Origin of the sequence: Solwaraspora sp. WMMD792 (assembly GCF_029626105.1) — a bacterium.
In the GTDB taxonomy this organism is placed as follows: domain Bacteria; phylum Actinomycetota; class Actinomycetes; order Mycobacteriales; family Micromonosporaceae; genus Micromonospora_E.
The window spans coordinates 3,804,520-3,817,512 of the sequence record NZ_JARUBH010000009.1 but is presented as its reverse complement, the minus strand read 5'-3'; the positions used below and the strand labels follow the sequence as shown (position 1 = coordinate 3,817,512).

Here is a 12,993-nt window from a genome sequence, read left to right as displayed (position 1 = left end):
GCCGCCCGCTGGGCTGACGCCGCTAAGGCACATGTTACTGAAGGTGCACAGTCGCTGCAACCTCTCGTGCAGCTACTGCTATGTCTACCAGCATGTCGATCAGTCTTGGCGTCGACAGCCTTTGATCATGTCACCGTCGGTGATCGACGCTGCCGCCGACCGTCTCGCCGAACATGCCCGCCGGTGGCGGCTGTCACGGGTGACGGTCACCTTTCACGGTGGCGAGCCGCTGCTGGCCGGCGTCGATTTCTTTGAATACGCGGTGGCCGCTGTCCGGCGGCGGATGTCACCGGACATCGTGGTCACTTTCACGGTGCAAACAAACGGAGTCCTTCTCGACGAGGCCTTTCTGGAGACGTTTAGTCGGCTCTCGGTGCGGGTTGGCGTCAGCTTGGACGGCGACCGTCACGCCAACGATCTGCACCGGCGTTTCCCACATGGCGGAGGCAGCTACACCGACGTGTCGGCAGGGCTGGACCGGCTGCGGCAGGACCGGTTCCGGCACCTGTTCGGCGGTCTACTATGTACGATCAACCTGCGCAACGATCCGATCGAGGTGTACGCCGGCCTGCTGCGGTTCGCCCCGCCGCGGCTGGACCTGCTGCTGCCGCACGGGAACTGGAGTTCCCCGCCGGCCGGTCGTGGCCCGGGAACCACGCACACACCGTACGCGGACTGGCTGATCGCCGTGTTCGACCGGTGGTACGACGCGCCACAGCGGGAGACGGACATCCGTCTGTTCAGTGTGATCATGTCGCTGCTGCTCGGCGGTCCCGGCCGGAGCGAATCGGTCGGGTTGGCACCCGTCGACTTCGTCGTGGTGGAGACCGACGGCAGCATCGAACACGGCGACGCGCTGAAGACCACCACAGCTGGCGCGACCGCAACCGGGCTGCACGTCGAGCGTTCCGGATTCGACGATCTGCTGCTGCTTCCCGGGCTGCGTCAACGCCAGATCGGCCTGGCCGCGCTCGGTACGACCTGCCGACGTTGCAGCCTGGTGAACGTCTGCGGCGGCGGGCACTACGCACACCGGTACGACGGTTCGACCGGGTTCGGCAACCCGTCGGTCTACTGTCCGGATCTGGCCCGGCTGATCGGTCACGTACACGGTCGGATGCGGACCGATCTGCGGCGACTGGCGGCCGCTGGGGACCGCCAGCACGACGTCGGAGCTCTCCGGTGACCACGGGTGCGCCGCCGACCGACCCCGGCCGGCGGCACGGCCTCACCCGGGCTCAGTTCGATGCGCTCGCCGCTGGCGGTGGCGACACCGGGACGTTGTCCGCGCTGGGCCGCGCACAGTTGAGCAAGCGGCTGCTGCTGCTGCGGGAGCTGCGGCTGCGTACCAGACTCGGTGAGACCGGGCAGCAGGCGTGGGCCGTGCTGGACACCGCTGTGACGCAGTCGTCGACGGCGGCCGCGACGGTGCTCTCCCGTCCGTTCGTCGACCTGTGGGCGCATCGGCTGCTGCATGGCCGGCAGCCGGTGCCCGGCAGCCGGCGGGACGGCGATCCGCAGCCGGACCGGAGCCCGCCCGGGCCACCCGGTCCGGAGTATCTGACCGGGCTCGCCGCCGCCGCCGCGATGGCCACCGGGACCGCGTTCGAGCTGAGCCTGCCCGTCGGCGTCGAGACGGTGCTGATTCCGGGGCTCGGTCGGGTCGGCGGCCTCGGCCCCCGGCACCGGGTTCTCCGGTACGACGGCACCGTGCTGCGTACCGGTGACGCCCGGCAGGCGTACCGGGTGGTCCACTGTCGCGGTCCGGCCGGTGATCTCGCTATCGAGATCGACGACCTCGACCCGCACCGGAGCTGCTTCGGGCTACCGGTCACCGACCGGCTGCGCGGTCGGCCGCTGAGCCGGCTGCGGGCGCACCTGCCGCAGGCGTGGACGTTGATCGGCACGGACCTTGTCCAGTACGCCCCGACGGTGGCCGGCTGCCTCCGCTCGCTGGTGCCGGCCGGGTCGCCCGGCGGCTCGGTCAGCGCCTCGCACCAGCGGACCTACGGCGCGGTGGCGATCTCGGTGCCAGCCGACGCGGCGGAGCTGGCACTGTTGATGGTGCACGAGACGCAGCACACCAAGCTGAGCGCCGTACTTGATCTGTTCGCGCTGACCGACCCCGACTGCCCGGACGTCTTCCACGCTCCCTGGCGTACCGATCCCCGCCCGGCCAGCGCACTGCTGCAGGGCATCTACGCGCACGTCGCGGTCGCTGACTTCTGGCGGGCTCGTCGCTCGCGGCTGACCGGTCCGGCGCGGCGGGGGGCCGATTTCGAGTACGTGCTCTGGCGGGACCAGTGCCGGCGGGCGATCGACGCGTTCGCCGGTTCGTCGGCGCTGACCCCTCTCGGGGAGACCTTCGTCGAACGGCTCGCCGACACCCTGCACGGCTGGCCCGGTGCCGCCGACGCCGAGGTGCAGGCCGGGGTGTCGGCCTGTATGACGGTCGCCGACGTCCAGTGGCGGCTCCGCAACCTCCAGGTGCCGGCGGAGCAGCTCTCGCCGCTGGCCGCCGCCTTCCGCGCCGGGCTCGACGCGTCGACGCAGGCCGTCGAGGTCGAGCTCGCCGTCGCGAGGCCGGCCGGCGGCGCCGCGATGGCCGCGAGCCTGGTGCGCCGGATCCGGCAGGAGACGATCACCGGCCGGGCGTCGGTGGTCGCGGCTCCGCCGGCGCCCGGCATCCGGGACGACCGGACCGCGGACCGGGTCAGTGTGCTGGACCGTCGGCTGTTCGACGATCCGGACGACGCGGAGGCCTGGGCGATGCTGGCGTTGGAGCTGACGCCCGCCGCCCAGTCGTCGGCCGACGACGCGCCCGCCGCCCGACCGGAGCTCGTCCGCGCGTTGCTGGGCGAACTCCGGCGGGCCGGCGCGGCTGACGTCCGGCCGTCGGCGCTCGTCCGCTGGCTGTCGGCGGCAGGCCCGGTCAGAACTGCGGAGGGTCGATATCGCAGTTGAGCCGGACCCCGTTGCGGACGGCCGTGGAGTTGGGGTGTTCCAGGCCGAGTACCCGGTAGGCGCGGTGCAGCACGCTGCCGGCGAGCCCGTCTGCCTGATCCGTTGATCCGGTCCGGCGCAGGCTGACGGCCAGATTGTTCTCGGCCGCGAGGGTGTCCGGATGGTCCGGACCGAGTGACCGGTTGATCCGATCCCGTACGTCGAGGTCGACCTGCAACGCGGCGGGGTACTCCCGCAGGTCGTACAGCTGGTTCGCATAGTTGATCCGGCAGGCCAGCGTGTACGGATGGTCCGGACCGAGGGTGGCCGACAACCGGTCGACCACCCGCTCGGCGATCGGGTGCGCGGCGTCGAGCTCACCCAGCCGGCGCAGGAAGATCGCAAGGTTGTTCTCCCCGGACAGCAGGAACGGATGATCTTCGCCGACCTTGGCCCGGCAGCGGACGAGCACGTCCTCTGCGGTCTCCCGGGCGGTCCGGTCGTCGCCGATCGCCGACTGGTCGCACGCCAGGTTGCTGGCGCAGGCGATGGTGTCCGGGTGCAGCGCGCCGAGCTTGCGTTCGTGCCTGGGCAGCGACTCGGCGCTCATCCGGTAGGCGGCGTCGATCTCGCCCGCCTTGCGCAGGGTGACCGCCAGGGTGCGGGTGATCCGCAGCGTGAGCGGATGGGTCTCGCCGAGCTCCTCCTGGGCTATCGGGAGGTGGCTGCCGAGCAACTCCTGGGCCTCCGAGAAGCGACCCAGGTCCCGGTAGTCGCGGCCGAGCGCGGCGACCGAGGAGAGGGTCACCTGGTGGCGGTGCCCCAGCGTGCGGCGGCGGATCTCCAGGGCCTGCTCGTCAAGAGCGGCGGCGGACTGGAAATCGCCGACCAGGGCCAGCGACAACGCAAGGTTGTTCATCGCGTTGGTCGTCCGGTAGTGCTCCTGTCCGAGTACCTCGGTGGACAACGTCAGTCCCTGCTCGTCGAGTTCCTTGGCCTCGGCGTACCGGCCCTTGGCCCGCAGATCGGCGGCGAGCGACGAGGTCGCCATGATCGTGTACGGATGGTTCCAGTCGAGCTGACGGGCCAGCGCGTCACGGATCTCGGTGTCCGCCGCGTACGCCTCGTCGTACCGGGCGAGTGAGCGGGTGGCGTTGGCCAGGTGCAGCCGCAGGGACAACGTGGTGACGTCCTCGGTGGACGCATCGGGCCGGGCCTGCCAGCCGGCCAACGCGCTCTCACCCAGCTGCTGGCTGGCCTGATGGTCGCCACGTTTCCAGAGATACCGGACCATGTCGATGACCAGCTGGCGTACCGCCGGTATGGTCGACTCCAGCGCGCCGGAGGCACCGAGGTGGCGATGGAGCTGCTGGTAGGCGCGCCACAGGTTGACGTCGTCGGGATCCTTCGGATTGATCGAGGCGAGGATCTCATGGACGTGCTGGCGGTTGGCCTGCTGCTCGACCTCAGGTAGCCCGTCGCGGATGACCGCCTGCACCAGCCGGTGCAGCTGGAGCGTCGACTGCCCGGAGTCGATCCGGGCCAGCGCGTACCGGCCGATCTCCTGGACCAGTCGCCCTTGGACCAGTGGCTCGCTGAGCAGCGGGTCCATCGGGAGTAGTACGGCGATGAACCGCTCGTTGTAGAAAAAGGAGATCGGGATCGGCTCGGCCGCGAAGAACGCGCACACCTCCAGCAGCTTCGCGGCGGCCGGCATCTGCCGGCGCAGCCGGTCCAGGGACAGCCGCCAGGTCGCGGCGGCCGGCACCCCGTAGCTGGGCGGCGGGTTTTCGCTCAGCACCCGGGACAGCTGGGTGTCCAGCAGTTCGGTGTAGGTCTGCACCGGCATTCCGGTCACTGCCAGCCAGGCGCCGGCCTGCTCGATCACCAGCGGCAGGTCGCCCAGCTTCTCCGCCAGGGCGTCCGCCTGTGGCGGGGTCAGCGCGGGAACCCGGCGACGCAGCAGCGCCACACTCTCCGCCCGGCTGAACACCCCCACCTCGGTCGTGGTCGCCCGACGGGACCAGCCGGCGTCGCGGGTGGTGATGACGATGTGCCCCGGCCCCTGCGGCAGATAGCGTTCGAGCTCGGCGGGGTCGCCCGCGTTGTCGAAGATCAACAGCCAGCGCTGGTACGGCTCGCCCAGGCGCAGCGCGTCGAGCACAGTGTCCACCTGCTCGCTCAGGTCCCCACCGGTCGGCAGGTCGAGGCGTTCGGACAGCTCGGCGAGGGAACTGCGGACCAGTTCCGGCTGTTCGGCCGACATCCACCAGACGATGTCGTAATCCACCGCGAACCGGTGCGCGTACTCCAGCGCGATCTGCGTCTTGCCCACGCCGCCCAGACCGTGCAGCGCCTGCGGCATGACCGAGGTGGCGTCGGCGGAGAGCCGGTCGCGCAGTCCTTCGAGGAGGTCGCTGCGGCCGGTGAAGGTGGTGTTGCGCTGTGGGACCTCCCAGACCGGGGGCTGACCGGCCGGAAAGCGTGGAGTGTGCCGGCCGGCCGGCCGGCGGCCGGCCGGGGCGACGCCGTCGAAGATGCCCAGCAGCGCCTGCCGGGCCCGTTCTTCGGTGCTGTTGACCAGGTCGAGCGCCGCGACCCGGTCGGTGAACGGGGCCGGCAGCCGGGTGTTGTCCAGCCGCACCGGGACCAGCATGGCGCCGGTCGGGTCCTTGGCTGTGGCGGCCCGCCAGAGCGACGCCGCGTTGGCCGAGACGACGTAGTCGCGCGACAGCAGAGCCAATACCCGGGTGGTGGGGTCGAGCCACGAGTCGAGCCACGAGTCGAGTCCGACGTCGCCGGTCGACGTCTCGCCGGTGGTCAGGTCCACCTCCCGCAAGGTGACCCGCAGGCCGATGCTCTCCAACTCGTTGGCGATCCAGTCGGTCCAGGACCGGTTCACCGAGGCGTAGCTGACCACGACGTCGTTGGGCAGCAGCGACTTCTGTCGTTCGTACTGGGCGAGTCGTCGTCGGCGTTCGCGTTCGTCGATGGCCGGGAACTCGCGGACCGTGTCACTGGTGATGATTCCACTGAGTCGTTCATACGAGGAGAGCAGTGAGTACTCCTGGCGGGAGCGCTCGCCAAAGACCGCAAGGATCTCCTCGTACGCGAAGAATGGTTTGTACGGGATCTCCACGTCGCCCCAGTAGGCGTCGGCCTCGTCGTCGGTGGCATCCAGATAGGATCCGAAGCGGTACCGGGCGTAGTCCCGGCCAGCTTCCAGCTTGAACTGCTCGGCGGCCTCCACCCGCATCGGCACCGGCAGAATCCGTACCGCTTCGTCGCGGCGCTGGCTGCGGATCGCCTCCGCTACTGCGGCCGCGCCGTCGATGCTCTGGTCGTTGAGGGTGAAGCAGTCGACCACGGTGTCGGGCATGACGACCGTGCAGATCCCGGCCGAGTCGCTGAGGCCGGTGCGGCTGTCGATGAGTACCCAGTCGTACTGCTGCCGCATGCTGTCGCGGATCGCGTGCAGGAACGCCTCACCGTTGAGCCGGTCGTAGAAGTTGCGCCAGTCAAAGCCGCTCACCCGTTGCGAGTACGCCGGGTCCTGCACCCCGGCTGGGAGCAGGTCGAGACTTCCGCCGTTGGGGAAACGCCAGTTCAGTGAGACAGCCTCACGTTCTACGTCCGCGACGTGCCGGAACCAGTTCGGGCCGTCGATCGGCGTACCGGGGTCGACGACTCGGGCGGCGAAGTCGCGCATCACGTCGATGACGCCCCGCGAGTGGCGCAGCTTCGGATCGGTCAGGAACGGCCGGAAGTAGTGGTGCAGGCCGGGGGACTCCAGATCCCAGTCCACGGCGAGCACCCGCTTGCCGTTGGCGGCCAGGATCCAGGCCACGTTGGCCAGTGCCATGGTGCGGCCGGTGCCGCCCTTGAACGAGTAGAACGTGACGATCTGACCTCGGGACGACAGGGGACCGGGCATCGTGTGCTCCTTCAGCCGTGGGCGCGTCAGGGCCCCCGCAGGATCGGTCGAGGGTTGGGACGGCCGGGCGGACGGTGGTACGGGTGGCGGGTTCGGAACCCGTCGTTGCGGACCTTTTCCAGGACCGCCTGGAGGTCGCTGCGGAACTCCTGATGGCTGGAGATCCGGGTACGGGAGATCACCGCACCGGAGTTGCGCATCCGGTCGCCGATGACCTGGCGCAGTGCCGCCATGAGCTCGTTGTGCCGGGACCGGGTCTGTGCGTCGGTGCCGTTGGCCGGTACCAGCACGGCGGTCACCGGCCAATCGTCGAAGGTGTCTCCGCTGTGCTGGCTGAGGAGCCGCCGGGGCCCGTCGACGTAGACCACCCACAGGTCGACCAGCAGGACCACCGGCGAGCCGCCGGCCTGGGCGGCGCCCACCGCGGAGTGCAGCCCGGCCAGATCGGTGACGACCGCCGTGAACTGCTCCTGCTCCGCGACCTGCCGCGCGTACTCGACCAGCGGCATGTCGAGTTCCGGCAGGTACGGGGACCAGTCGGCGGGGGTCGGGCCGTAGTAGCGACGGTCCCGGCCGGTCGACGCCAGAAAGCCCCGTACGTCGTCGTCGACAGGCGCGGCGACCACGAAACAGATCCGTTGGTCGGCCGGTCCGGCGGACATCGCCGGTCCGGGCGCCACCGGACCGGGCGCCACCGGCTGACCCGGGTCCGGCGGCCAGGTCGCTGGCGACCGGGTCGGCCGATTGGCCGGCACCGGCGGGTGGAAGACGCTCGGCACCTGCGTGAAGGCCGGCGGCGTGACGAGTCGTGGCACCTCGTCCGCGTGCGCGTTGCGCACGATCTTCTTGGCGAGTACCTCGACGACGTCGAGGTACGGGTCCTCGTAGTTGTTGAGCCGGGAAAGTCTGCGCAGTCCTTTCTCAAGGTACTGCGGCGGAAGACTGCTGTCGGTCAACTGGTGGTCGCCCACCACCGCCGGCAGGGTGGGGGTGGACAGCCAGTTCACCGGTAGCAGTGCGGAGGGTGGTCCGTCCGACGACGTGTGCTGGGCGAGCCGGTCGGCGAACACCGCCCACTCACGACCGCACCAGGGACTCTTCACGTAGCGGGGGGAGATCAACGCGACGAAGGTGCAACAGCGGGCGAGTTCCCGGGCCAGCCGGTCAGACCATCGTGCGCCCAGATCCAGGCTCTGCGTGTCGAGGAAGCCGACCTCGGTGCCGGGTGAAAGCCCGGCATAAGCCCGGACTTCGTTGCTCAGGTCATGGTAGAAGCGTCGAACCCACTCGTCTTCGTCTTCGCGAGCGTAGCTGAGAAAGAAGTAGCACCGCGGGCCGCGATCGTTATCCGACAACCGCCCTCCCGCCTGTCGACGGTGCGCCGTCGCGGGCGGCGGTACGTGTGTCAAGTGAGACGTCGACACCACGCACAAAATGTCCGCAGGGTGACACCGAGTGTAAGGAGTATATATCTCCCAGGTCTTCTTCAGGGAAGAGTCTTTTTGAAGATCATTGCGCCTAATGATCTAGTGACGCCACCTTCGGGCACGCCACCTGCTCCCTTGGCGGTCAATTCCCGGGACCGCTGGAACTGTCGCCATCCGGACAGCGTAGCGTCAGCCAGGCGCGTGCGTAGGCCACCGCCGGTCGGATCGGTAGGAGCCGGGCGACGGCCCGCCCCACCGGGCCGGTGGCGACCGACGAGCTGTCCCGCTCGAAGTCGCGGCCGAGTTCGCTGAACGGTCCCGCGTCGAGCCGGGCACCGACGTACGTCCGCCACTGCCGTTGGCCGTCCGCGCCGAGGACCACGCAGGCGTTGCGGTGCGGCTCCGGCGGCCGCGGAAGACGGTACTCGGCAAGGTGGAACGCCGTACACCGGTCGTAACCCACGCCGAGCAGCAACGTGTGTGCGTCGGTCGCGTCGAGTGCCGCGAGCGGTGATCGTTCGCCCAGCTCGCTGTCCAGGTCGTGGCGGGCCATCAGCTCCGCCGCTCGGGGACCGACCGCCGCGAACGACGTCTGGGGATGCTGACTACGGACCGCCCCCGGCCACGTCCGTACGGTCTCGGCGACCATGCCCATGGCCCGGCAGTCATGAACCGCCGGATCAAAGGCCGGCAGGTGCTCGCGGATTGTCGGCCACCAGTCTGCCGGCACCTGCCGTACCCACCGCGCCGGGTCCCGGTTCTGCGGCGTCTGGCTCGGCACCACCAGCGTTCCGTCGGGCGTCAGGACGTCGAGCAGCGCCTGGACCACGGCGACCGGCCCACCGCACACGTAACCCATCGCCCGCAACGAGCTGTGCACCAGGACGATACCGCCGGCCGGCAGACCCAACGCGACAAGCTCCGCACGGAGGGAGTGTCGGGTGGCCGGAGAATTGGCGGCGGGGCGTTCGGCCAGTCCGCCGTCCGCACCGATGCCAGGTCGGTTCTTCATCTGGTGGATTTTCCACCACCGTCCGCTAAAGGTCTTGCGCCACACATCGACGTCCGGAACTCGTCGCGTTCGGTCCGGTGCGGCGTGACGTATGCAGTGTGCGGCGTGAGGTGCGAGACGAATTGGGGGGGACCGAGCGGTCCTGACGGAACGGACCGCTCGGCTACTTGCGATGGAGTCGGTTCAGGCCGACGAACGCGGCCGGTGCCGGGCTCAGCTCTTCAGGAACGTGAGCAGATCCTGGTTGACCTGGTCCTGGTGGGTCGCGGTGATACCGTGCGGGGCGCCCGGATAGTAGACCTCCTGGGCGCCGGACACCAGTTGGGCGGTCTTCATCGAAGCGTTCCCGATCGGCACGATCTGGTCGTCGTCGCCCTGCATGACCAGGGTGGGGACGTCGAACGCGGCGAGGTCGTCCCGGAAGTCGGTCTCCGAGAACGCCGCCACACTCTGGTACGCGTTCCACAGCCCGGCCTGCATGCTCCACGACCAGAACTGGTGCAGGATGCCGTCGGAAACCTCGGCACCTGGCCGGTTCACGCCGTAGAACTTGATCGCCAGATCCTGGTAGAACTGCGCCCGGTCGTGGGCCAGGCTGGCCCGCATCTCGTCGAACACGGCCAGCGGCAGCCCGTCCGGGTTGTCCGGCGTCTGCACCATGATCGGCGGTACGGCGGAGATGAGCACCACCTTCGCCACCCGACCGGTGCCGTACCGGCCGATGTACCGGGCAACCTCACCGCCACCGGTGGAGTGCCCGATCAGCGTGGCGTCGGTCAGGCCGAACGCCTCGATCACCGCGGCGAGGTCGTCGGCGTAGCCGTTCATGTCGTTGCCCTCGGGCGACTGGCTGGACCGGCCGTGCCCACGCCGGTCGTGCGCGATGACCCGGAACCCCTGCTGGGCGAGGAACAGTAGTTGGCCGTCCCAGGCGTCGGCGTTCAGCGGCCAGCCGTGTGAGAACACGATGGCGGGGCCGGAACCCCAGTCCTTGTAGTAGAGCTGGGTGCCGTCCTGCGTGGTGAGGTACCCCATGGCGTCACTCCTGACTCTCGGTGCGCTCCTGGTTCTGCCCCTTGGTCGGCCGGCTGGGCCGCGCTGCCGGGCCGGCCCGGGCTGAGCATCCGTCAGGGTGAAGAGTCTCCGCAGACGTGGGAAGATAACCGGTGTGAACCGGCGGGAACGGGGAACCGGCCGGCCGACCTCCAGCCATGACTTTGACACTGTCTGCTCCCGGCCGGATCGGACCGGACTTGCGACCGGCGCTGGGCCCGGACGCCCGCGCACGGGTTCGTCGGTCAGCGCACCAGGGCGTCGGGCTGGATGTCCGCCGGGGTGCCCTCCCGCTCGTACGCGGTCAGGCTGCCGACGGTGGTGGTGGCGATGTTGTGCAGCGCCTCCTCGGTGAAGAACGCCTGATGGCCGGTGATCAGCACGTTGGGGAAGGTGACCAGCCGGGAGAACAGGTCGTCGCGCAGCATCTGGTCGGACAGGTCCTCGAAGAACAGGTCGGCCTCCTCCTCGTACACGTCCAACCCCAGGTAGCCGATCTTGCCGCTCTTCAGACCGCGGATCACGGCGGCGGTGTCGACCAGCGCGCCCCGGCTGGTGTTGATCAACATCACGCCGTCGCGCATCTGCGCGATCCGTTCCTCGTCGATCAGGTGATGAGTGTCGGGGGTGAGTGGACAGTGCAGGGTGACGATGTCCGACTCGGCGAGCAGCGTCGGCAGCGGGACGTAGCTGGCGCCGGCGGCGACGGCCTCGTCCGACGGGTACGGGTCGGCGGCGAGCACCCGGCAGCCGAACCCGGCCATGATCCGAATGAACCGGACGCCGATCTTGCCGGTGCCGACGACACCGACGGTCCGGCCGTGCAGGTCGAAGCCGAGCAGCCCGTTGAGGGCGAAGTTGTGCTCCCGGACCCGGTTGTAGGCGCGATGGATCTTGCGGTTGAGCGCCAGGATCAGCCCGACGCAGTGCTCCGCGACCGCGTGCGGCGAGTAGCCCGGCACCCGGGTGACGGTCAGCCCGAGCCGGCGCGCGGTGGCCAGATCGACATGGTTGAACCCGGCCGAGCGCAGCGCGACCAGCCGGACCCCGCCGCCGGCCAGCGTCTCCAGCACCGGGGCGCTGAGGTCGTCGTTGACGAACGCGCAGACCGCGTCGCAACCGTCGGCCAACGGCGCGGTGTCCGCCGACAACCTCGGCTCCAGGAACACCAGGTCGTGACCGGCCTCGGCGTTCGCGGCGGCCAGGAACCGCTTGTCGTACGGCTTGGTGCTGAACACTGCCACCCGCATGGGACCTCCTCCGGCGCGACCGTAGCTTCCGCCGGTCCAGGGTACGGTGAGGCGGGTCGGCGAGAGGAGAACGGGCTGATGACCGCTGCGGTCACCAACTGGGCGCGTAACGTCACCTTCGCCGCGCGTCACGTCCACCGCCCGACCACCGTCGACGAACTGCGACAGGTCGTGGGCGGATCGGCCCGGCTGCGGGTGCTCGGCACCGGGCACTCGTTCAACCGGATCGCCGACACCGACGGAGACCTCGTCTCGCTCGCCGGCCTGCCCGCCGAGGTGACGGTCGACGCCGAGACGTTGACGGTCACCGCCGGCGGTGGTGTCCGCTACGGCGAGCTTGCCGAACACCTGCACGCCCACGGGTACGCGCTGCACAACCTGGCCTCGCTGCCGCACATCTCGGTCGCCGGTGCCTGCGCGACCGCTACCCATGGCTCCGGGCGCGGCAACGGCAACCTGGCCACCGCCGTACGGGCGGTGGAGTTGGTGACCGCCAACGGAGACCTGGTCCGGCTGGACCAGTCCCATCCCGATTTCGCCGGCGCGGTGGTCGGTCTCGGCGGGCTCGGCGTGGTCACCAGCGTTACCTTGACGATCGAGCCGACCTTCGATGTGGCGCAGTACGTCTATCACGGGCTGTCCCGCGACGCGCTCGCCGCCGGATGGGACCGACTCCAGGCCAGCGGCTACAGCGTCAGCATGTTCACCGACTGGACCGGGACCGGTATCGACCAGGTGTGGGTGAAACGGCGCACCGACCACGACCATCCGCCGGTTGACGCCGACGGGTTGGGGCTCGCCGCCGCCGACGGCCCCCGCCACCCGGTGCCCGGAATGCCGGTGGAGAACTGCACCAGCCAGCTGGGGGTGGCCGGTCCGTGGCACACCAGGTTGCCGCACTTCCGGCTCGACTTCACCCCGAGCAGCGGTGCCGAACTACAGTCGGAATACCTGGTAGCGGCCGGCGACGTGGGAGACGCCCTCGACGCGGTGGCCCGGATCCGCGACCGGGTCGCGCCCGTGCTGCAGGTCTGCGAGATCCGTACCGTCGCCGCCGACGAACTGTGGCTGAGCATGAACCATTCGCGGGACAGCGTCGCGATCCACTTCACCTGGGTCGCGGATGCTACGGCGGTGACGCCGGTGATCGCCGCGGTCGAGCAGGCGCTGACGCCGTACGCCCCCCGACCGCACTGGGGCAAGCTGTTCGGCATTGGCCGGGACGAACTCGCCGGCAGGTATTCGCGGTGGGACGACTTCGCCGACCTGCTGGCCCGCTACGACCCGGCCGGGGTGTTCCACAACGACTTCCTGGACCGGTACTTTCCCCGCTGACCCGCTGACCCGCTGACCCGCTGACCCGCTGACCCGCTG

At 69.8% G+C, this 12,993-nt stretch carries 8 protein-coding genes; 3 read left to right on the top strand and 5 right to left on the bottom strand.

The genetic code is table 11. The annotated features are described in order from the left end of the window. Positions 1 to 31 precede the first annotated feature (31 nt). Positions 32 to 1,186 (top strand): FxsB family cyclophane-forming radical SAM/SPASM peptide maturase, encoded by a 1,155-nt coding sequence (locus O7629_RS18125; RefSeq protein WP_278170555.1) that lies wholly within the window; start codon positions 32 to 34, stop codon positions 1,184 to 1,186. After that, positions 1,183 to 2,964, top strand: coding sequence for an HEXXH motif-containing putative peptide modification protein (locus tag O7629_RS18120; RefSeq protein WP_278170554.1), 1,782 nt, complete (start codon positions 1,183 to 1,185; stop codon positions 2,962 to 2,964). Before O7629_RS18125 ends, O7629_RS18120 begins: the two co-directional genes overlap by 4 nt. Here the strand turns inward: O7629_RS18120 and fxsT are convergent. From fxsT to O7629_RS18095, 5 genes are all read right to left on the bottom strand, one after another. Then, positions 2,933 to 6,877: an FxSxx-COOH system tetratricopeptide repeat protein gene (fxsT, locus tag O7629_RS18115; protein WP_278170553.1), complete on the bottom strand. Its 3,945-nt coding sequence runs from the start codon at positions 6,875 to 6,877 to the stop codon at positions 2,933 to 2,935. The two genes, O7629_RS18120 and fxsT, sit on opposite strands and share 32 nt — an antisense overlap. A gap of 26 nt (positions 6,878 to 6,903) precedes the next feature. After that, positions 6,904 to 8,232, bottom strand: coding sequence for a TIR-like protein FxsC (locus O7629_RS18110; RefSeq protein ID WP_278170552.1), 1,329 nt, complete (start codon positions 8,230 to 8,232; stop codon positions 6,904 to 6,906). A 214-nt stretch (positions 8,233 to 8,446) separates the two neighbouring features. Next, on the bottom strand, positions 8,447 to 9,316 hold the full coding sequence (locus O7629_RS18105; protein WP_278170551.1) for an AAC(3) family N-acetyltransferase: 870 nt from the start codon (positions 9,314 to 9,316) through the stop codon (positions 8,447 to 8,449). 213 nt (positions 9,317 to 9,529) lie between these two features. Further along, positions 9,530 to 10,351: an alpha/beta hydrolase gene (locus O7629_RS18100; RefSeq protein ID WP_278170550.1), complete on the bottom strand. Its 822-nt coding sequence runs from the start codon at positions 10,349 to 10,351 to the stop codon at positions 9,530 to 9,532. A 263-nt stretch (positions 10,352 to 10,614) separates the two neighbouring features. Beyond that, on the bottom strand, positions 10,615 to 11,619 hold the full coding sequence (locus O7629_RS18095; RefSeq protein WP_278170548.1) for a 2-hydroxyacid dehydrogenase: 1,005 nt from the start codon (positions 11,617 to 11,619) through the stop codon (positions 10,615 to 10,617). A gap of 78 nt (positions 11,620 to 11,697) precedes the next feature. Between O7629_RS18095 and O7629_RS18090 the strand changes: the two genes are divergently transcribed. Then, positions 11,698 to 12,954, top strand: a complete 1,257-nt coding sequence (locus O7629_RS18090; RefSeq protein WP_278170547.1) for an FAD-binding protein — start codon at positions 11,698 to 11,700, stop codon at positions 12,952 to 12,954. Positions 12,955 to 12,993 lie beyond the last annotated feature (39 nt).

What these genes read in the sequence shown, in the direction of transcription:
- O7629_RS18125 (WP_278170555.1), top strand. Translation starts at nt 32, where the DNA reads ATGTTACTGAAGGTGCACAGTCGCTGCAACCTCTCGTGCAGCTACTGC.
- O7629_RS18100 (WP_278170550.1), bottom strand. Translation starts at nt 10,351, where the DNA reads ATGGGGTACCTCACCACGCAGGACGGCACCCAGCTCTACTACAAGGAC.
- fxsT (WP_278170553.1), bottom strand. Translation starts at nt 6,877, where the DNA reads ATGCCCGGTCCCCTGTCGTCCCGAGGTCAGATCGTCACGTTCTACTCG.
- O7629_RS18090 (WP_278170547.1), top strand. Translation starts at nt 11,698, where the DNA reads ATGACCGCTGCGGTCACCAACTGGGCGCGTAACGTCACCTTCGCCGCG.
- O7629_RS18095 (WP_278170548.1), bottom strand. Translation starts at nt 11,619, where the DNA reads ATGCGGGTGGCAGTGTTCAGCACCAAGCCGTACGACAAGCGGTTCCTG.
- O7629_RS18105 (WP_278170551.1), bottom strand. Translation starts at nt 9,316, where the DNA reads ATGAAGAACCGACCTGGCATCGGTGCGGACGGCGGACTGGCCGAACGC.